Here is a 21,515-nt window from a genome sequence, read left to right as displayed (position 1 = left end):
AGGAGGGTGACTAATGATTCACATTTTAAATTATGATGAAGAGATTATAGATTTTATAAGTCGAGATGATAATGTAATTTTAAGTGCGACACAAGAAAGAAATCTTAATGATAATTCAGAAACGCTTGAATTCAGTATTTTGTCAGAACGTGCTGAAAATGTACAAAAACGTAATAGAGTTATTATCCAAGATAGCAATAAAAAATACCGAGAATTCATCATTGAAAGAATAGAACAAGATAGAACATACACTACAGTAGAGTGTGTTGCATCCTATTTAGAAGACATCGTTAAAGCTAAACCTGTTGCGCCCGGTAAAATAGAAAAGAAAAAACCTATTGAGGCATTAGAATATGTGTTAGAAAGTACAGGCTGGACACCTTCTGAATTTACTGATTTCAGTGTAGATAGGACTACATCTTGGACTGGATATCATAATAGGTATGAACTTTTATTACAGTTACGTACAACTTATTCAATGAAGTTAGACTTTTATATAGAAATAACCGGAAATCAAGTCGAAGGTAGATATGTTGTTTTGAAAGAGCCTGAACCCCTATTTAAAGGAAAAGAAATTGCCTATGGTAAAGACTTGTTGACGGTGAAACGAACTGTCGATACATCTGAAGTTAAAACGGCGTTAATTGCTTTAGGACCAGAACAAGATAACGGCAATCGTATTCAATTAGAAATTAAAGATGATGATGCTCAAGATCAATTTGGCTTACCCGAACATTATATTTGGGGTATATACGAACCTGAATCTGAAGATGAGGATATGACCGAACAACGCTTACGTACTTTAGCTACAACTGAACTTAACAAACGAAAAAAACAAGCCGTATCTTACGAAGTATCAAGTTGTGATGCGCGTGAGATATACCCGCAAGATGAAATAGCACTCGGAGATTTGGTTAGAATTAAAGATACAGACTTTACACCTCCATTATATATAGAGGCTGAAATAATCGGAGAAAAATACAATCTTATTAGTGGTGAAAGTGATTGGACTTTCGGGCAATATGTTGAATATAAAGAAAATGATGTAAAAGCTTTCTTCCGTAGTAAATTATCAGACATCCAACAAAAATTGAATGATAAGTTTACAAATGTGAATACTATTGTTGCAGATGTGGTTGAAGGTAAGCTTGAATATTTTGAACGCAAGATATTCAAGGGGGGTGAACCTCCTGATAACCCGGTTAACGATATGTTATGGCTAGATACACGTAATCCTGATGTGGCAGTGTTGCGACGTTACTGGGAGGGGCAATGGATTAATGCGACGGCAGAAAAAGCTGAAGATATTGGTGCTATTACTCGTGAAAAAGCACTATATAGCGAGTTAACTAATACTTTCGTTAACCTATCCATTCAACATAGTAAATTGTTGAAGGAAATGCACGATGTCATCAACAGTGAGTATTTAGTGGACTTTGATTTAAAAGAAGAATTAAATACCGAACTTGATGCAACAGTCTCTATTTTTAATAACATCAAAAGTAATCTTGAAAGCATGACTGATGAAACTGCTACTATAGGTAAGTTAATCGATACACAAACGTTATTCTTAAATTATCGAACGGCAATGCAGAATCTATACAATGTGGTTGAACGTGTAAAGGTAGCCATCGATGAACGATTTAAATTGTTACAGTCACAGTATACTGAAGAAAAATTTAGAGACGCATTGCAAGTAATTGCAGATAAATTCGGCCTACAAGTAAATAGTGAGAATCAACTTGTAGGTGAACCGAATGTAGTTGAAAAAGCGGTTATTGCATCACGTGAAGATACGAAAGAACAACTTAGGGATTACGTTAAATCAGTCGATTATCAAACAAATCAACAAGGCTTAATTGAACGTATGGAATCGGCAGATGCAGAACGTAAGACACTTGCCGGTCAAATTAGTGATAAAGTCACTAAATCAGAATATCAAAGTGGCTTAGATAGTATTAAAATCGGTGGCGTAAACTTATTTCAATCATATGACAGTGCAACACATGGTAATAATGTGCATCCATCTATTACGTCCACACAATCATTTAGAGGCAAGTATTGGGCGACAACGTTATACACTGCAGATTATCTAAAAAAAGTGTTAGTACCCGGTGAAGAATACACGTATTCTTATGAATTAGAAATTGTCGGTTTATCTGATTACAACATTCAATACTCAGCACAACATGGCATTATCCTTTATAGTCAATCAGTTCCGAAAGATCGTATCACAACTAGCTATAAATTAATTGAACGGATATTAAACAATAAATTTAAAGTGACACAAACATTTGTTGCGCCTGAAATTGTTGACCACAGATTTATGGCGTATTCGGGATTATATACACCTGATGGACGACTAGGCACGCAACGTGATTCGAATTTAGTTGAAATACGTAATTTAAAGCTTGAAAAAGGTAACAAAGCTACCGATTATACGGAAGCGCCATCTGATGTGACACGTAGTACTGACAAAAAGTTGTCTGTTGCAAAAACTGAAATCTTACAAGACGGCGAACAAATATCGCAACGTGTATCACGTGAGGTGTTTAACGCAAGTAGTCAAACCTTAAATCGTGTTGTATCAGAATTTGTAAATAATACATCTGACGGTATGACATTTAGATATGATGATAACGGTAATATTCAATCAGCGAATATTGGCCCTGAGGGGATTAAAATTGATACCTCAAAATTCGTTATTAATGACGGTGATGTTATCGTTCAAAATGGCATAACCACAATTAAAGACGCTTATATCGATAAGTTGTTCAGTAAGCGAGCAACAATCGATTATCTTAAAGCGATTGATATTGATTTGAACCGAGCAACTGTAAGTGGCGTTAAAGATGGGGAATCAACGATTTTAAGTGGTGGAAAAATACGTTCGACCGGTTCATTCGTACGTACGTTTCCGGAAGGGAGTGTTACTTATGAGGCTTTCACGGAATCATGGAATGGTGTATATCGCTCTGGATTAATTTCTAAAACTTACGGAAGTAGAAAGTTGTTGGACATAGAAAGATGGTTAGCGTTAACAGATAAGGGGATTACAACGCAGCGTGAGATTCATTCAAAGTCTCCCGACAAACGTGGCGCTAGATTCATTGATTTCTTTGCTGAAGAAACATATAGTAGTGATGTTTATGGTCAGGGTATGCACATCTATTCAGGTCAGGATTTAAAGATTGAGGCAGGTTATCGTTTATCTTTTGAGTCATCTAATTCTTGGTACACTCAATTTCTAGGCGGTGGCGTGGAGGTCGCTAATGATGGCGCTAGCTTAGTTTTAAAACGTCAAAGTGCTTTTAATAGTCAAGCTGGTTCAGGTGGTCAATATATTAGTTTGCAAGCATCTGATGGCGCAGAGCATGGTCATTTAGGTATTCTTTCCAACAATAGACATCTGAGCTTAAAATCGTCTTTTGGAGAAGTGCATTTGAGAGGTACTCAAACGAAAGCACTTAATTCTGACGGTACATCACTTGCTACTATTACAGCATCTGACTTTGATTTGTCGGGCGTTGGTCGTATTGTTTTCGAAGGTGGAGACACCTATTTACAAGGTCAAACAGGAGTGAGGTTCACAAGATATAAATCGAACACTTTTGTAACAGCTCAAGCTAAAGATTTTGTGAAAGCGTCATCCCGTGCCTTAAAAACTAATATAAAAGATTTGAAAAACGGCTTAGCTACTATCAAAGAATTAAAGCCCGTTAGTTATGATTATATTTCAGATTTACAAGAAGGTAATACAAGTGGTGATATAGGATTTATTTCTGAAGATAGCCCTTCAATATCTGTTGATGACGGAAAGGCAATTAGCGTTCAAAAAATAGCTACATGGGCTATTTTAGGGATACAAGAACTTATTAAAGAAAATGAAGCGCTGAATAACCAAATTAAAGATTTGAAAGATAAATTTGATGTTATGACTAATAATTGGAAGGAGCTTAATAATGAACGAACAAGTTAATCCACAATTGGTTATTGATAACCTAGCGACTGCTAATGCAGATTTGCAGAAAGAAAACGCAATACTGCGGGCATTAATTACACAATTACAAAGTAAGGATAATGAAACGTCTGACGAAAATCGTTAGGCGTTTTTATTATAAATAAATTTATTGGAGGAATCAGTTATGGAAAAAATCACAGAGTTTTACCTCGTAGAAGTGGACAAGCGTGGCGAAGAAAGTTGTTTGATGCAGAATTACTCAAATAGCTTTGTACGTGGTGCATCACCAAATAATGCGTACAAATTTAAAGATGAGGAGCAAGTTAAAAAAGTATGTGCTATGCAGAATATGTTAGCAGGGATTTTTGGTAATGGATCTAAAACTTATTACGTTAAGCAAGAAATTGACCGTAGTAAGTTCGATGAAAGTGGCGAGCCGTATGTTAGGGAGGAACCAAGTTCATCATAAATTAAAGTAAAGTAGGTGTATTGTAATTGGAGTCTTATCAAAGAGAAACAGAACGTCGGCTTTCTCGTTTAGAAGAAAATGATGATAAAATTTTTGACTCCTTAAATGAAATCAAAAACACACAGCATAGTCAAAATCTTATCAATCAAAAAATGGATTTTACTTTAGATTCAATCAATAGAGAAAGAGAAATTGATAAAGAAAACAAAGAAACAAATAAAAAGAACATCCGCGAAATGAAGATGTATGTAATTGGCTTAGTGGGTACTATTGTAGGTTCATTAATCATCGCAATTTTACGCACATTATTTGGAATTTAAGGAGGTGATTGCCATGTTATTTGGATATAGCTTTTGGAGCTGCTTTTGGTTTGGCAGATGCAAGTAATTATATGAAAGTCGGCACTTCGGTGTCGGCTTATTTTAATCGAAAGGAATTAAAATTATGAATAAAAACGTTTTAAATTTAACTAATAAAGGTGACGGTAACCAAATTAAGCAAGGGGATAAATCAAAGATTACATTTGAATTATCTGACAGTAACAACGATGTTTTAGATGTAGGGGAAACAGCAAAAGTTTATTTATCAAAGCGTGATTATGTATATCAATATGATTCAACAATTAAAGAAAATAAGGTTGATTTAGTTATCAATCAAATTATCCCTAGTGGCACGTATGATGTGGAAGTAGTTACAAATGGTTATGTATTCCCGTCTGACAATACAGTGCGCATTACTGTAACGCCTAGCGTCTTAGGTAGAGCTGCAGATAATGTGGAAAGTGCTAACTTGTATGATGATTTAATTAAATATGGTTTAGAGAACGGGGCATTCGATAGTTTAAAGTTAACTGATGAGCAAATAGTCAATGCAGTTAAAGAAGATTACGCAAATAGTGTAGGTGAGTTGGATGTGATGTTTTTAAATTGGCATGACGGTTTCCAAATTCTACCTTTTGTATTTGCAAAATCAGCTTATGAAGGAGTTCTAAATTTAAGCTATGAAGATTGGAAAAAAGTCAAACAAGAGGGACTACAGAATTTAATCACACTCAATACTCCAAATAATGTTGAAGAATTTTATGAGAGTGTAAAAAATGACCCTGATTTCAGAACTCCTTTCCCAGTCCAATATGATTTAAAAGTGGATTCATATGATTTAGACGTTTCAGAACGATATGAGAATAATTACCTAATTCCAGTAGGTAATTCAGTTAAAGGAGAACGCAATCAAATTGTGGTTAGACACGTATTTAATAATAATCCAATTGAACAAAACAAACTTGAACTAGATATTACATTATAAACTTTAAACCCGTCATTTTGGCGGGTTTTACTTTTAAGGAGGCATTTATATGGAAGATAAAGTTAAACAATTCATTGCATTAATCGGTGGTTTTCTAGCCGCATTCTACCTTGCGTTACAAGCAAGTGGAATCAGTGCGGAATGGATTAATCCACAAGCGGTGGACGCATGGATAAATGTTTTAAACACGGGTGTACCTTTAATAATGGTAAGTTACGGTATTTGGAAAAATACATTTATCGTTAAAAAATCAGCGCGTGCGCAAGAAGAATATCTAAAAGAGAAAGGTTTGAAATAACATGCTAACTGCTATTGATTATTTAACTAAAAAAGGTTGGATTATTTCATCTGATCCACGCACTTATGATAATTATCCTAAAAACTATGGATACCGCGATTACACTGAAAACGGGATTAATTACGATGCGTTCTGTGGTGGCTATCACCGTGCGTTTGATTTATATACGAATGAAACGAATGATGTGCCTGCAGTCACAAGTGGTACTGTGGTTGAATCTAATGACTACGGTAACTTCGGCGGTACTTTAGTAATTAAAGATGCTAACGGCAATGATTGGATATACGGTCACCTACAACGTGGTTCATTGCGATTTATTGTGGATGATAAAGTCAATCAAGGTGACATTGTAGGGCTGCAAGGTAGCAGTAACTATTATGACAATCCAATGTCTGCACACCTACATTTACAACTTAGACCAAAAGACGCGCCTAAAGATGAAAAGTCACAAGTGTGTAGTGGACTACCAATGGAAAAATACGACATTAGTAATTTAAATAAAAAACAAGATAAATCGAAGAATGGGAGCGTGAAAGAGTTGAAACATATCTATTCAAACCATATAAAGGGTAATAAGATTACAGCACCAAAACCAAGTATTAAAGGCGTAGTCATCCACAATGATTATGGTAGTATGACGCCTAGCCAATATTTGCCATGGTTATATGCACGTGAGAATAACGGGACACACGTTAACGGTTGGGCAAGTGTTTATGCAAATAGAAATGAAGTACTTTGGTATCACCCGACAGATTACGTAGAGTGGCATTGTGGTAATCAATGGGCAAATGCTAACTTAATCGGCTTTGAAGTGTGTGAAAGCTATCCAGGACGTATTTCAGATGCTTTATTTTTAGAGAACGAAGAAGCAACGTTAAAAGTTGTTGCAGATGTAATGAAATCTTATGGTTTAGCGGTAAACAGAACGACAGTAAGATTGCACAATGAATTCTTTGGCACTTCATGCCCGCATAGATCATGGGAAATACACGTCGGTAAAAATGCATCGTACACTACTGCAAATATTAATAAGATGAAAGATTACTTTATTAAACGTATTAAACATTACTATGATGGTGGAGCGTTAAAAGTAAATAAATCTGAAACAATCAAACAAGAAGATGTTAAACAAAAGGTTAAGCAGCAAGAGAAAAAGCAAGTTGTTACAAAAACTGATTGGAATAAGAATAAGTACGGTACATGGTGGAAGAATGAACAAGCCACATTTAAAAATGGAAATGAAGAAATTCAAGTTTGGACAGAAGGACCTTTTAGAATTAAAGGTAACGAAGCAGGAAAACTACAACCTGGCACAACTATCAATTATGATGAAGTAATGTTACAAGATGGTCACGTGTGGGTAGGTTATGATAGCTTTGAAGGAGAACGTCTGTATTTACCGGTCAGAGAATGGAACGGCGTTGCACCACCTAATCATGGTTTAGGTGAGTTGTGGGGAACAATTAAATAACAATAAATTCAGGCTAGCCGAAATGGTTGGCCTGTTTTTTTGTGTTAAAATACATAAGTATCACAAAAAGAATAAACAGTTAAAACTATATCTTTTTTTTAAAATTTTCGAGAGTGGAGTGATCATGGTTTGAAGTCATTAGGTTATGTAGATTGGTACGAAAATTGCCAGTATAAATTTAAATATGTAGATCGTGAAGTCGGAGAACTTAAAAACAAAGAAAAATTAGATATTTACGATGAAATAAAATTAAACACACTTTTAAATGTTTTAAAATCTCCAATGGACTATGCAAACTTAGAGTTAGCAAAATTGTTTACAGATAACCCGTCACGGAGGGTTGGCATCCCATTCCGGAAAAAGAATCTTACAGATGAGCTTTTTAAAAATAAAATAAGTGAAAAACTAGAAATGGATAATAATATTGTAGACCAAGAAATATTCAAGATTTTTGATGAATTATTTAAAGATAAGACTTATGAAATATTTAATGAAATGCAAAATGAGGAAAAACACGTCCACATTAATACTCATAATAAAGAAGTAACACATGTAACTGAATTTTCTTTTTATAATGATAGCGTTTCTGAAATTGATTCTATTACAGGTGAAGAAGACCCAAATATTGTTAAAATGAGTAAAGGTTCATCTAATTTGCAAGAACATTATTATGAAGAGAAGTATTACTTCTATTACAAGGGTGAAAAAGTTGATGAAGTTTTTACTTTCTTGAACAAAATTGAGGGCATGGCAAAAGAATTTGTGGAAGATATTAAAAATTATATCGATATGTCAAAAAACAGCTGAATAAATTGGTTGCCTTTTTTATTTTTATAAATTTTAATGTATATTAAATAAAATCAGTTACTTTAATTAAATAAAAGATTTTTCATAGATATAAAAATAACACTTAAGAATAAAAATGCAACACTTGAGAATTTTAATCCAAATGAATTTTAAATTTTGCTAATATGAAAGTGGTTTCATATTACTATTAAAGGAGAGTAATAAAAATGAAAAAAGTCGTTTTCTCTATTTTGTCTATTGTCATGCTTTTAAGTTTTTGTTTTTCCCTAGGTTTTCAAGATGTAAGTGCTGAAAGTAAAGCGGTAAGTAAACCTACAAGTAATGTTGATAGTAAAACTAAGCAAGATATTATTAACAAGATTAAAAAATCAGATATTTATAAGAAGCATGCAAAATCAACTTCTATTAATTCGATAAAAGATGAAAATATTATTGTTCACTTAGATAAAGGTGAAAACACTAATGTATACTCAATTAATTTTATATTTGGTAAAGAATTAGCTCAAAAGAACAATAATCTCGCTATGATTGAATTAAAATATAATGAAGCAAACAAAGATATTTTTTATAATCACATGATGTATTCAAAATTTGTTAAACACAATAATAAAGAATATATTAACATGAAAGGTATTTTAAATGACAAACCATACTATGAGTTTAACATAGACCAAAAAGGCCATTACTATGATCAAAATTTTAAAATTACTTCTAAAGATAAAATAGAAGAAGAATCCTTTAAGAATTTACCGCCAAAAGAACGTGGATGGTGCGAATGGGCAGTCGGTGCGTTATGTGGTACTGGTGGAGCAGGAGGATGTTGGGCAGCTGCAGCAGCATTAGGTATAACTACCGGTTGGGGAGGATTTTCCTTAGCCGCAATTTGTGGTCTAATAACATCTCTTGGTTGTACGGGTGCAACAAACTATATTTGTAAATAGGAAAAGGTGATTACATGACAATGTTTATAATGATATTTCTCTTTGTATATTCTATTGTAATTACATTGATGTATTTTAATAAAAAGAAGTAATATATTTGAGGCCTCGAGTTACTCGGGATTTTGAATTTTAAAATGAGCTTCTTATTATATTAATAATAAAGGTAACTGAAACTTATAATCGTTTTCCTTTTATATTACAATTGAGACGCATAGTACTTACTAGCTCATATCAGTGAATATTTGACTTTATTTACAACCACCCATTCATGTCACTGGGTGGTATTTTTGTTCGCTTTTATGTTCTGTCTATTTCTTTTTTTAAATAAGTTGTATATTATATATATAATTGTGTTGAGTGGGTGGAAAATGGAAAAAATAACTGAAATAACAAGCAAGGTTGGGAATGGAGCCACTACACCTTATTATGCAATGATAAATTCATCAGCGGTTGTAATCAAATCTATAAAAAATGATGAGGGTTTCTATGCTTTATTTAATGAAGCAACGGGTTATTATATAGCAGAAAGTTTGGAATTTCCACATCCTGAATTTGGATTTGCAGAGTATGATGGTTTTCTAACTAAAAACCATATTTCAAGTGGAGTAAGTTTTGATCACGCAGAATTATTTACATATACCGTATTAGAAAATGCTGTTTTACCTATTGATGCTCCAGGCATGTTAAATACAGTTGAAAATAAAAATATTATTGAATTGATTATTTTTGATTGTTTTATTTCAAATACAGATAGGAATAAAGGTAACTTATTAATAAAGATGCCTAAAAAGAAACAAAAAGCAGAATTGTTTCCAATAGACTACACGCATATATTTCCTGGTGAATGTATTTGGTTTGACGTTCTAAAAAAAGGAAATCCATCAATAAAAACAATGATAGAAGATGTTTTTAATACTGGTAACTATCAGTTGCTAATAGAAAACAAAACTTTTACTTCTGCAGAAATTCAACAAGTAGGTTCTGACTTTAAAAATAAATTAGGTAATATTGACATGGATGCTATAATCGATTCTATACCGTTTAAAATTAAAAGTGGACATCAAGAACAAGACATTAAATTATTGAAAAAGTTTGTTGAAAGAAACAAAAATGAGTTTGATGATATAATAGAAGAAATAATAAAGCATTTAGTGAGGTGAGGAAAATGTATAAAGTGAAATATTCAAGTTTCAATTATTACCCAGATACACTATTGATTTCTAACATTGCAGTGGGTGTTATTTTTCAAATTGAAAATAATAATAACTATTATGAAAACAGATTTAACCTTATGCAGCGAAAGAGCAAACTTTTTAATTTTGACGAAGAACTTAATCCAGAATTTACTAAAATCTTTTTAAATGGTATAAGAGACAATTTTGTTAAATTCAAAGGTGAAATAAAAGAATTTACTAGATTTTATGTGAATAATTTTAAATTCACTAACATACAAATTAGAGAATTCAATAGTTTAGATGAAGTTAATATATTTATAAACGATACAACTAGATACATTCTCCACCCATCACAAAATCCTAAAAATAAAATGACTGAAAAAGAGAAAAAAGAATATATAAACAACTATTTGTCGAAAAAATTCAATACTGTACAAAAATCTTATGTATTTCAAGGTGGTAAAAATCAAGATAAAATAACGGTTGATTTTATGGTAGAAACCAAAAATGGGAAAAAGATAGGTTATAAAGTTGTAAATAAGTCTCCGCAAGCTATTTTTAATATTAGATCATATATAGCTCATGCCATGTTTAACGAAGAAAATATAACATTCATTCTGGATGATAATATGGAAAAAGAAAGGGAGTTTATTTTTGATTTAAAGGATCAGATAAACAAAGAATCAGAAATAAATGCTGTGCTAGAAAAGGATTTAGTGACACAATAAACCACTTACCAATGGCAAAAAGCGCATTAAATCAACGTTTTTTATTTTGCATATTTTGTATAAATCATAATTCTAATCGAAGATGAGGATTTACAATCATTATTTGATGGTGAACTTGTGGAAGATGCTGACGAATTTGACTATACATTGGCAGAAGTTAAAAGTAATTTAGAAAGTTATCGTAAATAAAAATCAAGCGACCTGTAAAAGGGTCGCTTTTATGTTACAATAGACTTATGAAATAGTTGTTCCGTGAAACGACTCGGTCACTGGCACAGACCGCTTAAAGTGCCTACATCACATTAACTGAGCATTCACATGAAGTTGCTGACGAGTGACATAGCTCTGTGTCCTCGAAGAGGGTAGGTTAATGTGATGTATTATTATATAGCAGGAGTGAGCTATATAGCCCGGCAGAGGCCATATATCTGACTGTTGGTCCCGCAGGAGACTTCTTCCTTGCCTCTCACTCGATACATATTCGCCCTACAATTATGTAGGGTTTTTTTATGTTATCATTTAATCGAGGTGATGCTATGGTACACGGAATAGATACTCACAGAATGATTGAAAAGGCGCTACAAATGCAACCTAGTACAGTGCAATTTGTTGATTTAATGGTTGATGAAGAAAAGGAAATATATAGAAATATGCATAAAGTAGGAAGAGATACAGTAAGGTGGAAGTTCACAGAGGAATTGATAAAAAGAAAACTAGATAGAAAAGTAGCGTTATCTGTTAAATTAGGTAATGATACTGTATACATAAACCAACCGTAATCCTAGTGATTGCGGTGTTTTTTTGAAAAACTAAAAATTAGGTATCATTGAATAAAAAAGAGCGACCTGCAATATGGTCGCTTTTTATTACCTTCAAAAGGATTTATTAATCCCTCAGTTATATCAAGGTGATTGATTTATGAAAAAGTTGCCCAAATTTAGTGTTGGTATAGAAATGGGCAACTAATTGGGCAACCGAATTTAAAAAAGTATACACTGCAATATACAGGGAATATTGAAATAAAAGGTTTTAATAAAATATAGTACACTCATAATTCGCAGCTTATTCTACCGTACGCAAGTTAGCGAATGGGAAGTTGACCAATACATGAAACAATATTAAGTTATTTAACCCTTGAAGTCATAGGCTTTGAGGGTTTTATTTTATGGTTCTATAATAAATCGGACTGATGTAAAAATATCTTCATTTATTTGATTGTTCCATAAAGCCTCGCTATTCTGGGAGCATTATAGAAATCTATTTGATTTCGTAGTAATGTCTGCCGGTGAATGAAGACGTTACGAATGACTGCTAAAGCTAGGCTAAATCTATTAAAGCTGTGGTTAATAAAGTAGGGCAAAAAGCTTGGGATAACATAGTTAAGCAAGTAGAAAAAAGAACAGGTACTGAATTGGTTGTTCTTCATTATCAATCTATAAATAAATTTTGAGATTATTTGACTGGATTTGAAGGGAAATTATCTGATGGTATAACTGAATATTTAGGACAAAATGGATTCAATCGTCAAATCGTAGGTGTTATAGCAAGAGTATTTATTGGAGTGGTTCTGTAATTATGAATAAGAAAAGAAAGATATATTTATTTTTACTTATAGTTACAGCTCTTGCCTTTTTTATTTTGCCACAAATAACAGGGAACTACGATATCATAACTAGATCATTTGGTATTATTCCTTTTGCTTTCTTTGTCTTATTTATATTTAGTTCTGATAAGAAATCTGATAGAAGAAAGCATTAAGTATAAATGTGGAAAGTTCCAACATAGAATAATGACAGAATTTTTTTAAAGTTTTAATGCTTAGCATTGAGTGAATTTTACATTTGGAACCTCCATTTCAATCATTTTTGATATATATTTATATATAGGCACGAATATCTCTCCTTAGTTTGTTTAGGCACTTACAATTAAAGAGATATTTGTGCTATTTTTGTATTTAAAACAAAAATAACGGTTAGTGAAGAACTCACCAACCATTAAAAGTATAGAACCATAATTCTGACTATTTACGTTGTGTGGTATAATATTTTACATGATTATAATAGAGTGCAAGGAGAGCATGATAAAGTAGAGGCCATAGTTTTGCGAAAGCTACTTAATTCTTTCAATTGATTGAGTGTCATCTAAAAGAGAGAAATTAAATAAATATGGAGGAGGTCCTTAAATGCAAGAAAATTCTACAATACTGTCATTATTAACAATCATGACTAATATCATCGTTATTTTCATTATTTCGAAAAAATATTGGATAAAATGAAAAAGCTTAACGGTTAGTGAGTTGGCCCACCAACCGTTAAGAAGAGGCTTGAAAGGCTATTATTTAAATAACCCTTTAAAGAATTCAATAACTTTTTTAATTAAGCTAATGATAAACATGTTTATCACCTCCATTAATTATTTAATGATAGTATAGAATAAAATTTTAAAGATATGAGCGATATGATCTATTAAGATGAATTTCATTCATAACTGTCTGTAATTTCAGAAAAATAAGGTTGTTTTTCTGAAAAATCTTCGAAATTTAACAGTTCGGCATGCTAAATTGAATGAAATTTCTTGTTGCTCTTTTAAATGATGGTGAAAGGGTGGGCAATATGAACACTTTCTATATGATTCAAGAAAGTATCTTGAAATTGTTGAACTCAAATATAACTTCGTATCAAATTGAAAAAGAAACAGGTGTAAGTCGTGCCAAAATAGGAAGGCTTAGAAATGAGAAGAATATGGTGAGTGATTTAACACTGACAACGGCAGAGAAATTGTATCTGTATCAAAAGAAATTAGAAAATAATGTTGAAGAAAGCTAGGTTGAAGTATGAGTCAACCTAGTTTTTTTAGTGTTTATTCCGAAAAGTGAATGTGCCGCGTCATGTTCATAATTGATTATCATTAATTTCGTTTTTTATGACAAATGTCATATAAAGTCAATGACATTTTAGACATTAAAGTCTCCCTTAGATGTTCTAAACTATAGTAAAAGGAGGGATGAGATGTTATCTGTTAAAAATCTTTCGTACCAAATCAGTGAATGTGAGATATTAGATGAAATTTCTTTTTCAATTCATGCCGGCGAAAAAGTAGGGATAACTGGAGAAAATGGTACAGGTAAATCCACACTTTTGGACATTCTTATGGGGATGAAACCTTATACAAAGGGTGAGATTCTATGGCAATCATCATTGAAAAAGGCCATTTTATATCAAACGAGTCAATTTCCGCCTTATATAAAAGTCAGAGAAGTGTTGCAACTTTTTCACCGACTCAATTCCCAAAGCTTGACGCTCAGTGAGTTACAAACGATATGTAGTATAGACAATACATCACAATTCATACATCCACTTTCAGGAGGACAAAAACGAATGCTAGATGTTGCGCTAGCATTATCTAAAACCCCCGACTTTTTAATTTTAGATGAACCCACAAATCACTTGGATGAAAAAACTAAAAGTAAATTTTGGAAGGTTATCCAAACCTTTTTAAAACCAGAAACATCCATATTAATTATTATGCATGATTTTGAGGAATTAAAGTCCTTTTGTGATCGAATTTACATGTTAGAAAATGGAAAAATTAAATTGATATGGCAAATGAACACTTTCAAAAGATGATAAAACTGCTATTAAGAAAGGAGGAGGTTTAAAATGCTTCCTATACTGATTTTTGAATTTCATCGATTATGTAGACAGAAGCTTATGTTAGCTATGTTCATATTGCTGTCTTTCTGTTTTTATCTTATTTCTATACAAGCACTCCCAAATGATGATGTGTTAAAAGGCTTGGCATTTAGACAGAATTATATGATTTCTATGGCTTTATATAGTGCGATGAGTTTTGTATTAATCCTTTTTCCACAAGAACTTGCGATTGAAAGACAGTTAGAATGGATTAAAAGATTCGTTAATACCCGTGTATCGTATAATACGTATTTTTTGAGCAAGTCGTTAAAGACGCATTCTTTATCTATCATAGGGGCAAGTGTCCTGCTCGTGACTGGCACTTTAAATGGGGTGAGTCTTAGCCTACAGCAATGGGTAGGAATGTTTGCCATTATTAACTTAGTATTAATGACATTGTATCCTTTTGCGTATCTCTTAAGTTTAATTGAGGATGTTTCTAAAGTTGTTGCGTTAAGCAACTGCCTTTACTTCATCTTAGCTTTTTTGGGTGGGTTATGGATACCATTAGATCGATTTCCAAATTTGCTTCGTATGCTTTCAGAATGGGTACCGACCACCCATATGCGACATGTTGTCATTTATTATATAAATCATGGTGGAATTTTATGGTTATCTATGTTAAAACTTTTCATTTTTAGTATAATCATGATAATACTCAACATTATCTGTCGACACAAATGGAGAGATGACATTGACATTTAAAGAAAGATTAAAACGATACCCTTATGTTCATTTAACGTATTTACTCATCCCACTCGTTGCAATTATAAGTCACAAACAACTTTATTCATCGTTAATTGCCTTTGGATTATGGAGTATTATTATGATAACAACAGTGCTACTTTCAATATACACTCTGGATGAGTTAGATAAAAATTTAAAAATTTTAGTTTTAATACAATGTCTATGTATTCTAGGTTTAGCTTTCCTCCTTAATCCGACAACAGTTATTTTACTCGTATTTTTGACCTATTATTTACCGATGCAATTTTACGAAGCGTTATCAAAGTTAATTATGACGATCTATTTCGGAACTTTAATACTCATATTAGGATTAACCTTGAATTTTAATAGTGAATATACATTATATGTATTAGTTATAGAAATCATTTTGGTGATTTGTTTTGTTGTCAATATTAGAAACGTCGAAAAAGATCATTTAACAGCCAAAATTCGACGACAAGAGGATATTATTGAAGAACTTGTAGCTGACCAAGAACGACAACGGATTGCTCAAGATCTTCATGACACTTTAGGACATGTATTCGCGAGTATTAGTATTAAAGCAAATCTCGCAGAAAAATTATTTGAAAAACAACCTAATCAAGCTGTGAATCAAATCAAAGAAATTAAACAAATTTCAACTGAGACACTCAATCAAGTCCGTTTAATTGTTGAAAATGTACAATGGGTCACTTTTGAATCAGAAGTGCAACGTGTTAACCAATTGCTAAAACAGGCACAAATTGAATTTGTCTATTTTTCCAATGAATATATCCATTACATTTCAAAAGAGAACCAAACACTTTTAGCAATGATTTTAAGAGAATCCATAAATAATATCATAAAACATTCAGATGCAAGTTGCGTGACAGTGGCCATTTCAGAATGTGGCACTTTATTAAATCTTAGAATTCAAGATAATGGAATGAAGCTAAAAGAAATTCCAACATTAGAAAGTATTAAGAAACGTGTTCAACAATTAGAGGGTGAACTTGGGGTCCACTCAAATAAAGAAGGATTACTTTTAGATATGACTTTTCAAAAGGAGTGCATTAAATGATTCGGTTATTGCTAGCGGAAGATCAAAAAATGGTGGCTGATGCAATGAAACAGTTAATAGAACTCGATCATCGAATAGAAGTTGTACACGTAGCTTTAGATGGAGAAGATGCTTGGAACCATATAAAATTATTATCACTGGATGTCGTTATTCTAGATATAGAAATGCCAAAAATGGATGGTTTGGAAGTCCTCCGTTTAATTCGTGAACAACATTATGATGTTAAAGTCATTATTCTAACGACATTTAAACGACCAGGTTATTTTGAAAAAGCTGTAGCAAACGACGTGGATGCATTTGTTTTAAAGGAACAACCCATTGAAGATTTAATATATACAATTTTTAGCGCGCTTGAAAATAAAAAAACGTATAGTCCAGCATTGATGACGCGCTATTTTACTGAAAAGAATCCGCTAACACATCGTGAACAAATGATATTAATGGAAATTGGTGAAGGGCTAAGTCTTAAAAATATTGCTCATAAATTGTACTTATCTGAAGGGACAGTGAGAAATTATGCTTCTATAATTATAGATAAATTAGAAGCAGAAAATCGATTTGATGCTTGGAAGAAAGCAAAAGAAGCAGGGTGGATTTAAATAAGAACAGGAGTTGCAATTCTTAATTAACAACTCCCGTTTTTGATTGAATCGCAATTTTGCGTTTTGTTAAAAAGTGATATTTAGGAATGTATCACGTATCATTTTGGGGAGTTGTCATTTTTATCGGTGGACTTGTTTTGTTTACTTTTAATCAACTGTATGATAAAACCACCTAACACACCTAATAATACGCCAATAAAAGCGCCAGCTATGAGGGGTAAATGATAAAAATGTTGTAAGAAAAATCCAAGCGCAATCGCAAAAATTATTATAATGATAGAAAGACTGTTTTCACGTAATGTATTCATTTATTTTCACTCCTATTGATTAAATTATATCATTACTCCTAAAGAATGAAATGAGATTCTTATTAAATTTTCGATTTGAGTTGGATTGACCTGTCTCATCAAATTCATTATGATAGATGAGACGATAAGAAAAGGGTGGACATATGAAAAAAATTACAACTGGAATTTTAGTAGTTATTGTTGCAATTATTGTTCTGTCAATTCAATATATGACAGATAGTGGGCCATTTAAGGCGTCTAGCGGACAAACGAATGGAGAGACTTATAAAGTCTTGCGTGTCATAGATGGTGATACAATTATTGTGGATAAAGACGGTGAACAAACAAGGGTTCGTTTAATTGGTGTGGACACACCAGAAACAGTCAAACCTAATACACCCGTTCAACCCTATGGTAAGGCCGCTTCAAATTATACAAAACAACATTTGACTAACCAAAATGTACGTTTAGAATACGATCGTGAAGAAAAAGACCGTTATGGTAGAACTTTAGCTTATGTATGGCTTGGAAATGAAATGTATAATGAAAAGATTGTTAAAGAAGGCTTGGCACGTGCGAAGTTTTATCGTCCAAACGATAAATATCAAATTCGTATTGAGCAAGCACAAAAAGAAGCTCAAAAGCAACAAAAAAATATTTGGGAAAGATAAAAGAGACACTAGCCTATCTATTAACGAAGGCTAGTGTTTATTACTGTTAAAATGATATTTTTATTCATTTGGTTGTACGTATTCTAAAATAGCGCAAACACTATAACAACGTATTATTTTGAAGAAAAGTAATAAAGAGTAAGATACAAACCCAAATAACAAATTGGGTTATTCTTACTCTCTTTATATACATTAAATTATCGAGTTATGACTGTACGATATCTTTAATAAGGATTTCAAAATTAGCAAGAACTTCAGTCATTTTCTTTTCTTGCTCATCATTAATAGTAATGAACACCTTACGTTCATCTTCTGTTGAGCGTTCTTTACCAATGATTCCATTTTCAGTAAGAGCGGTTAATGATTTATGTATTTCCATGAGACTAAAATCGATGGATTGTTTAACTTTATGTAAGGAAATACGGCGACTTTCAGTTGTCTTAAGATGATGTAAAAACAGAATGTCATTTAATTTCAAATTATGTCGTTTTTTTAGTTCACTTATTATTTTTTTACGGTGTGACTCGTAGAAAAAAACCTTATTAATATCTAAATCGTATTGTTTAGTCATTATTTCACTCCTTTTTTCTAATCTTTTTGAGAACCTATACTATATTATATTAAAAATTTTATACTTTTCAATGGAATACTCTTAGAAATGTGCAACAAAAACGAAAAAATTTTAATATAGCACAAAAGCAGTTTTGGTTGAATCATTTACCATTTTAACGGTATTAAAATATATAATCAATAAAATAATAAAAAAATATTTAATCAAGATGAAAGGGGGTGAATTTAGAGTGGGTGTTTAAAAAGTAAATTAAAAGTCATAAAATTATAGCATTTGACTATTAACATTATAGCTTTTATATTTTAAAAGAAATTGTTCATTGTCGTCATGATTCACTAATTTCGATGATGACATTTTGTACCCATTTTCAAATATTTAACGAAGAATTGTATCAAAATTAAACAATTTATAGATTTCCAAGTTAACACATCTCAATACATTGCTTATTATTCTACTTTTTAATATAATGACCTATGTGATGTAAGCGGTTTCCAGAAAGGAGGGCATGAAGATGAACAATAAACCACAACATATGACAAGAGAATTAATGGATATTCTAATCGCACGTGTTCCAGAATATTTTAAATTTTATGGTGATGTTGCAACAGAATTGTTTTTAAACGATCAATTAGATATATCCAAAAAGATAGCGATTAGTGTAAAACGGCAACATTTATTAACTGTTCTTGATGCCATTCCTGAAACTTATCAAATCGAGGGAATTGATGAAAACGGTGAACGTATCCATAAAGATGAGATTGAATTAAATCAAATTTACTTCATCGCTGTTAAAAAAGGGACGCAATGTATCTTGAAAATTCGCATATATGATGTCGACGATGACCAATGGATTTTTCGTTTAGATAACCAGATTCGTATCCCGGAAAAGCACATTTATTATCACTCGTTAAAATGGAATGTCGACTTTATTAAGCCTGAAATTATTTTAATGTTTCATTTGTATGACACGATAAACGATCAACAAGTTAGGTATATTAGACATTTAATAGATCGTATGAGTTATTTCCAATTCGTCACGTTGAAGACTGTTGTAGGCGAAGAGCGTTTAAGAAAAGTGATACAAGAAAGAAGTTCAAAATAAACAGGTTGTGGGGATATCCGTTTTAAAATTTTCTATAAAGCAAATTGGAGGACCCATAAATTTGAATTTCAGACAAAACCACCCGTGTGAATGGGTGGTTTGTTTTGTTAAGTCATACGGAATATTTAATTTTTTCATTTATCACAAGTAGTTAATCATAGCATTTATCGTAGCAAACTTTGACAGCATTTTCTGCATCATCATTCGAAATACCAAACATCATAGATATTTCCGAAGAACCTTGATTAATCATTCTTAAGTTGATATTCGCATCTGCTAAAGCGGTAGTTATTTTGTTTGCCGTTCCGACAGTGGCACTCATGCCTTCTCCAACAACCATCAAAATCGCTAAATCTTGTTCAATATTAAGTTCATCAATATCACATTGTTGGCGAATGGCTTCTAGTATTTTTTGTTCCTTACCTCGTATTTGAGCAGTTCTCATGATAATACTAATATTATCGATTCCAGATGGCATGTGGTCAAAAGAAATATTATTTTCAGCTAAAATATTCAATATTTTAACTGTGAAACCAACTTGTCTGTTCATTAAATATTTTTTTATGTTAATACTCGTAAATCCTTTGTCACAACTGATGCCAGCGACAACTTTTTTTCGATCAAATTCACGATCATGTAAGATAAATGTTCCTGGATCTTCTGGGTGATTTGTATTTTTAATGACGACTGGAATGCGATAACGATAAAGAGGTTGTAAAGCTTCGTCATGAAATACCCCAAAACCTGCATAAGACAATTCTCGCATTTCTCGATATGTAATTTCGTTAATAATCTCAGGTTCATGAATCACATTTGGATTGGCACGATAAATACCAGACACATCCGTAAAATTTTCATATAATTTAGCTCTTACTCCGCGTGAAATAATAGCACCTGTGATGTCTGATCCTCCCCTTGGAAAAGTGACGATATTGTCTTGTTCGGAATAGCCAAAGAAGCCAGGAATGATAATTTTATGGTTTGAATGATTTAAAGTATTGATTTTATCATAACTAGTTTCAAGTATTTGTGCGTTACCTGGTTCGTCAGTGACGATGATTCCGGCATCTTTAGGGGACATATATTTTGTTGGAAAGCCCTGTTGTGTATTATATGCTGCGATGATTTGGGCATTGAAATTTTCCCCTGAGGACTTTAATGCGTCTAATAAGCGTTCAGGTTGATCTTTGAGTTCTTCAATAAGATGTTCTAATGTTCTGTCAATTTCCTCTAAAATATTGGTTTTTAAATCAAGACCCTTTATAATATCATTAAAGCGTTCTAAAATTTCGCCTTTCTTATGTGAATAATCTAAATCACTAATGACTTTTTCATACAGGCGAATTAAAAGATCGGTCGTCTTCGTATCGTTTTGATGCCTTTTACCGGGTGCAGAAACAATTACGATTTGCCTTTCATCATCACTATTTACGATATTTAACACTTTTATGATTTGTTCAGCAGTTGCAACAGAACTACCACCAAATTTGGATACTTTCATTTCATTCGACAACCTTTCTTTCATGATTAACATCATTTTTAGTATAAACTATTCTCATAGTCCAACTAAGTCTGTGTTTTCTAAATTTTTAGAACTTTACAAACTTTATTAATGCACTTATACTAAACCATATTTACATAGAATTCAA

General features: G+C 32.3%; 23 protein-coding genes. 19 read left to right on the top strand and 4 right to left on the bottom strand.

What is annotated here, in order from left to right:
• Positions 1–13: 13 nt before the first annotated feature.
• From PYW36_RS06795 to PYW36_RS06740, 12 genes are all read left to right on the top strand, one after another.
• Positions 14–3,979 (top strand): phage tail spike protein, encoded by a 3,966-nt coding sequence (locus PYW36_RS06795; protein ID WP_103158802.1) that lies wholly within the window; start codon positions 14–16, stop codon positions 3,977–3,979.
• Entirely contained in the window at positions 3,963–4,106 is a 144-nt protein-coding gene (locus PYW36_RS06790) for a hypothetical protein (RefSeq protein ID WP_172458440.1), read from the top strand. Before PYW36_RS06795 ends, PYW36_RS06790 begins: the two co-directional genes overlap by 17 nt.
• 39 nt (positions 4,107–4,145) lie before the next feature.
• Positions 4,146–4,430, top strand: a complete 285-nt coding sequence (locus PYW36_RS06785) for a hypothetical protein (RefSeq protein WP_103158801.1) — start codon at positions 4,146–4,148, stop codon at positions 4,428–4,430.
• Between the two features lie 26 nt (positions 4,431–4,456).
• Positions 4,457–4,750 carry a DUF2951 family protein gene (locus tag PYW36_RS06780; RefSeq protein ID WP_103158800.1) on the top strand — a complete coding sequence of 98 codons (294 nt, stop codon included), beginning with the start codon at positions 4,457–4,459 and terminating at the stop codon, positions 4,748–4,750.
• A 124-nt stretch (positions 4,751–4,874) separates the two neighbouring features.
• Entirely contained in the window at positions 4,875–5,735 is an 861-nt protein-coding gene (locus PYW36_RS06775) for a hypothetical protein (protein WP_103158799.1), read from the top strand.
• Positions 5,736–5,784: 49 nt separating this feature from the next.
• Positions 5,785–6,033: a phage holin gene (locus tag PYW36_RS06770; RefSeq protein ID WP_103158798.1), complete on the top strand. Its 249-nt coding sequence runs from the start codon at positions 5,785–5,787 to the stop codon at positions 6,031–6,033.
• Between the two features lies 1 nt (position 6,034).
• A complete protein-coding gene (locus tag PYW36_RS06765; RefSeq protein ID WP_103158797.1) occupies positions 6,035–7,504 on the top strand; it encodes an SH3 domain-containing protein in 1,470 nt (489 codons plus the stop codon).
• Positions 7,505–7,633: 129 nt separating this feature from the next.
• Positions 7,634–8,311, top strand: a complete 678-nt coding sequence (locus PYW36_RS06760; protein ID WP_115346995.1) for a hypothetical protein — start codon at positions 7,634–7,636, stop codon at positions 8,309–8,311.
• 206 nt (positions 8,312–8,517) lie between these two features.
• A complete protein-coding gene (locus PYW36_RS06755) occupies positions 8,518–9,252 on the top strand; it encodes a halocin C8 precursor-like protein (protein ID WP_103159623.1) in 735 nt (244 codons plus the stop codon).
• Positions 9,253–9,620: 368 nt separating this feature from the next.
• Positions 9,621–10,412: a HipA family kinase gene (locus tag PYW36_RS06750; protein ID WP_037573026.1), complete on the top strand. Its 792-nt coding sequence runs from the start codon at positions 9,621–9,623 to the stop codon at positions 10,410–10,412.
• A gap of 5 nt (positions 10,413–10,417) precedes the next feature.
• On the top strand, positions 10,418–11,155 hold the full coding sequence (locus PYW36_RS06745; RefSeq protein ID WP_037571949.1) for a hypothetical protein: 738 nt from the start codon (positions 10,418–10,420) through the stop codon (positions 11,153–11,155).
• Between the two features lie 509 nt (positions 11,156–11,664).
• Complete coding sequence (locus tag PYW36_RS06740) at positions 11,665–11,934, top strand: hypothetical protein (RefSeq protein WP_142382083.1); 270 nt, start codon at positions 11,665–11,667, stop codon at positions 11,932–11,934.
• Between the two features lie 1,555 nt (positions 11,935–13,489).
• Here the strand turns inward: PYW36_RS06740 and PYW36_RS11370 are convergent.
• Positions 13,490–13,549: an epsilon family phenol-soluble modulin gene (locus PYW36_RS11370; RefSeq protein ID WP_105965347.1), complete on the bottom strand. Its 60-nt coding sequence runs from the start codon at positions 13,547–13,549 to the stop codon at positions 13,490–13,492.
• A 218-nt stretch (positions 13,550–13,767) separates the two neighbouring features.
• Here PYW36_RS11370 and PYW36_RS06735 point away from each other — a divergent pair, with 218 nt between their 5' ends.
• The 5 genes from PYW36_RS06735 (at position 13,768) to PYW36_RS06715 (ending at position 17,232) form a co-directional block, all read left to right on the top strand.
• On the top strand, positions 13,768–13,980 hold the full coding sequence (locus tag PYW36_RS06735) for a Trp family transcriptional regulator (RefSeq protein ID WP_103159576.1): 213 nt from the start codon (positions 13,768–13,770) through the stop codon (positions 13,978–13,980).
• A 183-nt stretch (positions 13,981–14,163) separates the two neighbouring features.
• Positions 14,164–14,781 carry an ABC transporter ATP-binding protein gene (locus PYW36_RS06730; protein WP_103159575.1) on the top strand — a complete coding sequence of 206 codons (618 nt, stop codon included), beginning with the start codon at positions 14,164–14,166 and terminating at the stop codon, positions 14,779–14,781.
• Positions 14,782–14,814: 33 nt separating this feature from the next.
• Positions 14,815–15,552 (top strand): ABC transporter permease, encoded by a 738-nt coding sequence (locus tag PYW36_RS06725; protein ID WP_103159574.1) that lies wholly within the window; start codon positions 14,815–14,817, stop codon positions 15,550–15,552.
• Entirely contained in the window at positions 15,542–16,633 is a 1,092-nt protein-coding gene (locus PYW36_RS06720; protein WP_051604957.1) for a sensor histidine kinase, read from the top strand. Before PYW36_RS06725 ends, PYW36_RS06720 begins: the two co-directional genes overlap by 11 nt.
• Complete coding sequence (locus PYW36_RS06715) at positions 16,630–17,232, top strand: response regulator transcription factor (RefSeq protein ID WP_103159573.1); 603 nt, start codon at positions 16,630–16,632, stop codon at positions 17,230–17,232. The genes PYW36_RS06720 and PYW36_RS06715 overlap by 4 nt, the downstream gene beginning before the upstream one ends.
• 101 nt (positions 17,233–17,333) lie before the next feature.
• Here the strand turns inward: PYW36_RS06715 and PYW36_RS06710 are convergent, their stop codons facing one another.
• Positions 17,334–17,543 (bottom strand): hypothetical protein, encoded by a 210-nt coding sequence (locus PYW36_RS06710; protein WP_103159572.1) that lies wholly within the window; start codon positions 17,541–17,543, stop codon positions 17,334–17,336.
• Positions 17,544–17,686: 143 nt separating this feature from the next.
• Between PYW36_RS06710 and nucI the strand changes: the two genes are divergently transcribed.
• A complete protein-coding gene (gene nucI, locus PYW36_RS06705; protein ID WP_037573459.1) occupies positions 17,687–18,193 on the top strand; it encodes a thermonuclease NucI in 507 nt (168 codons plus the stop codon).
• Positions 18,194–18,398: 205 nt separating this feature from the next.
• Here nucI and PYW36_RS06700 read toward each other — a convergent pair whose 3' ends face one another.
• Positions 18,399–18,764 carry a transcriptional regulator, SarA/Rot family gene (locus PYW36_RS06700; protein WP_037573462.1) on the bottom strand — a complete coding sequence of 122 codons (366 nt, stop codon included), beginning with the start codon at positions 18,762–18,764 and terminating at the stop codon, positions 18,399–18,401.
• 511 nt (positions 18,765–19,275) lie between these two features.
• Between PYW36_RS06700 and PYW36_RS06695 the strand changes: the two genes are divergently transcribed.
• Positions 19,276–19,866: a hypothetical protein gene (locus PYW36_RS06695; protein ID WP_037573463.1), complete on the top strand. Its 591-nt coding sequence runs from the start codon at positions 19,276–19,278 to the stop codon at positions 19,864–19,866.
• A 151-nt stretch (positions 19,867–20,017) separates the two neighbouring features.
• Here PYW36_RS06695 and PYW36_RS06690 read toward each other — a convergent pair whose 3' ends face one another.
• The gene (locus PYW36_RS06690; RefSeq protein ID WP_037573465.1) at positions 20,018–21,367 is read right to left on the bottom strand and encodes an aspartate kinase; all 1,350 of its coding nucleotides are present in this window, start codon (positions 21,365–21,367) and stop codon (positions 20,018–20,020) included.
• Positions 21,368–21,515 lie beyond the last annotated feature (148 nt).

The sequence above is a fragment of the Staphylococcus chromogenes genome, from assembly GCF_029024625.1.
Lineage (GTDB): Bacteria > Bacillota > Bacilli > Staphylococcales > Staphylococcaceae > Staphylococcus > Staphylococcus chromogenes.
The sequence above is the reverse complement of the archived record's forward strand: the minus strand, read 5'-3'. Positions and strand labels throughout refer to the sequence as shown.

What these genes read in the sequence shown, in the direction of transcription:
- PYW36_RS06795 (WP_103158802.1), top strand. Translation starts at nt 14, where the DNA reads ATGATTCACATTTTAAATTATGATGAAGAGATTATAGATTTTATAAGT.
- PYW36_RS06790 (WP_172458440.1), top strand. Translation starts at nt 3,963, where the DNA reads ATGAACGAACAAGTTAATCCACAATTGGTTATTGATAACCTAGCGACT.
- PYW36_RS06785 (WP_103158801.1), top strand. Translation starts at nt 4,146, where the DNA reads ATGGAAAAAATCACAGAGTTTTACCTCGTAGAAGTGGACAAGCGTGGC.
- PYW36_RS06775 (WP_103158799.1), top strand. Translation starts at nt 4,875, where the DNA reads ATGAATAAAAACGTTTTAAATTTAACTAATAAAGGTGACGGTAACCAA.
- PYW36_RS06770 (WP_103158798.1), top strand. Translation starts at nt 5,785, where the DNA reads ATGGAAGATAAAGTTAAACAATTCATTGCATTAATCGGTGGTTTTCTA.
- PYW36_RS06765 (WP_103158797.1), top strand. Translation starts at nt 6,035, where the DNA reads ATGCTAACTGCTATTGATTATTTAACTAAAAAAGGTTGGATTATTTCA.
- PYW36_RS06755 (WP_103159623.1), top strand. Translation starts at nt 8,518, where the DNA reads ATGAAAAAAGTCGTTTTCTCTATTTTGTCTATTGTCATGCTTTTAAGT.
- PYW36_RS06750 (WP_037573026.1), top strand. Translation starts at nt 9,621, where the DNA reads ATGGAAAAAATAACTGAAATAACAAGCAAGGTTGGGAATGGAGCCACT.
- PYW36_RS06745 (WP_037571949.1), top strand. Translation starts at nt 10,418, where the DNA reads ATGTATAAAGTGAAATATTCAAGTTTCAATTATTACCCAGATACACTA.
- PYW36_RS06740 (WP_142382083.1), top strand. Translation starts at nt 11,665, where the DNA reads ATGTTATCATTTAATCGAGGTGATGCTATGGTACACGGAATAGATACT.
- PYW36_RS06735 (WP_103159576.1), top strand. Translation starts at nt 13,768, where the DNA reads ATGAACACTTTCTATATGATTCAAGAAAGTATCTTGAAATTGTTGAAC.
- PYW36_RS06730 (WP_103159575.1), top strand. Translation starts at nt 14,164, where the DNA reads ATGTTATCTGTTAAAAATCTTTCGTACCAAATCAGTGAATGTGAGATA.
- PYW36_RS06725 (WP_103159574.1), top strand. Translation starts at nt 14,815, where the DNA reads ATGCTTCCTATACTGATTTTTGAATTTCATCGATTATGTAGACAGAAG.
- PYW36_RS06715 (WP_103159573.1), top strand. Translation starts at nt 16,630, where the DNA reads ATGATTCGGTTATTGCTAGCGGAAGATCAAAAAATGGTGGCTGATGCA.
- PYW36_RS06710 (WP_103159572.1), bottom strand. Translation starts at nt 17,543, where the DNA reads ATGAATACATTACGTGAAAACAGTCTTTCTATCATTATAATAATTTTT.
- nucI (WP_037573459.1), top strand. Translation starts at nt 17,687, where the DNA reads ATGAAAAAAATTACAACTGGAATTTTAGTAGTTATTGTTGCAATTATT.
- PYW36_RS06700 (WP_037573462.1), bottom strand. Translation starts at nt 18,764, where the DNA reads ATGACTAAACAATACGATTTAGATATTAATAAGGTTTTTTTCTACGAG.
- PYW36_RS06695 (WP_037573463.1), top strand. Translation starts at nt 19,276, where the DNA reads ATGAACAATAAACCACAACATATGACAAGAGAATTAATGGATATTCTA.
- PYW36_RS06690 (WP_037573465.1), bottom strand. Translation starts at nt 21,367, where the DNA reads ATGAAAGTATCCAAATTTGGTGGTAGTTCTGTTGCAACTGCTGAACAA.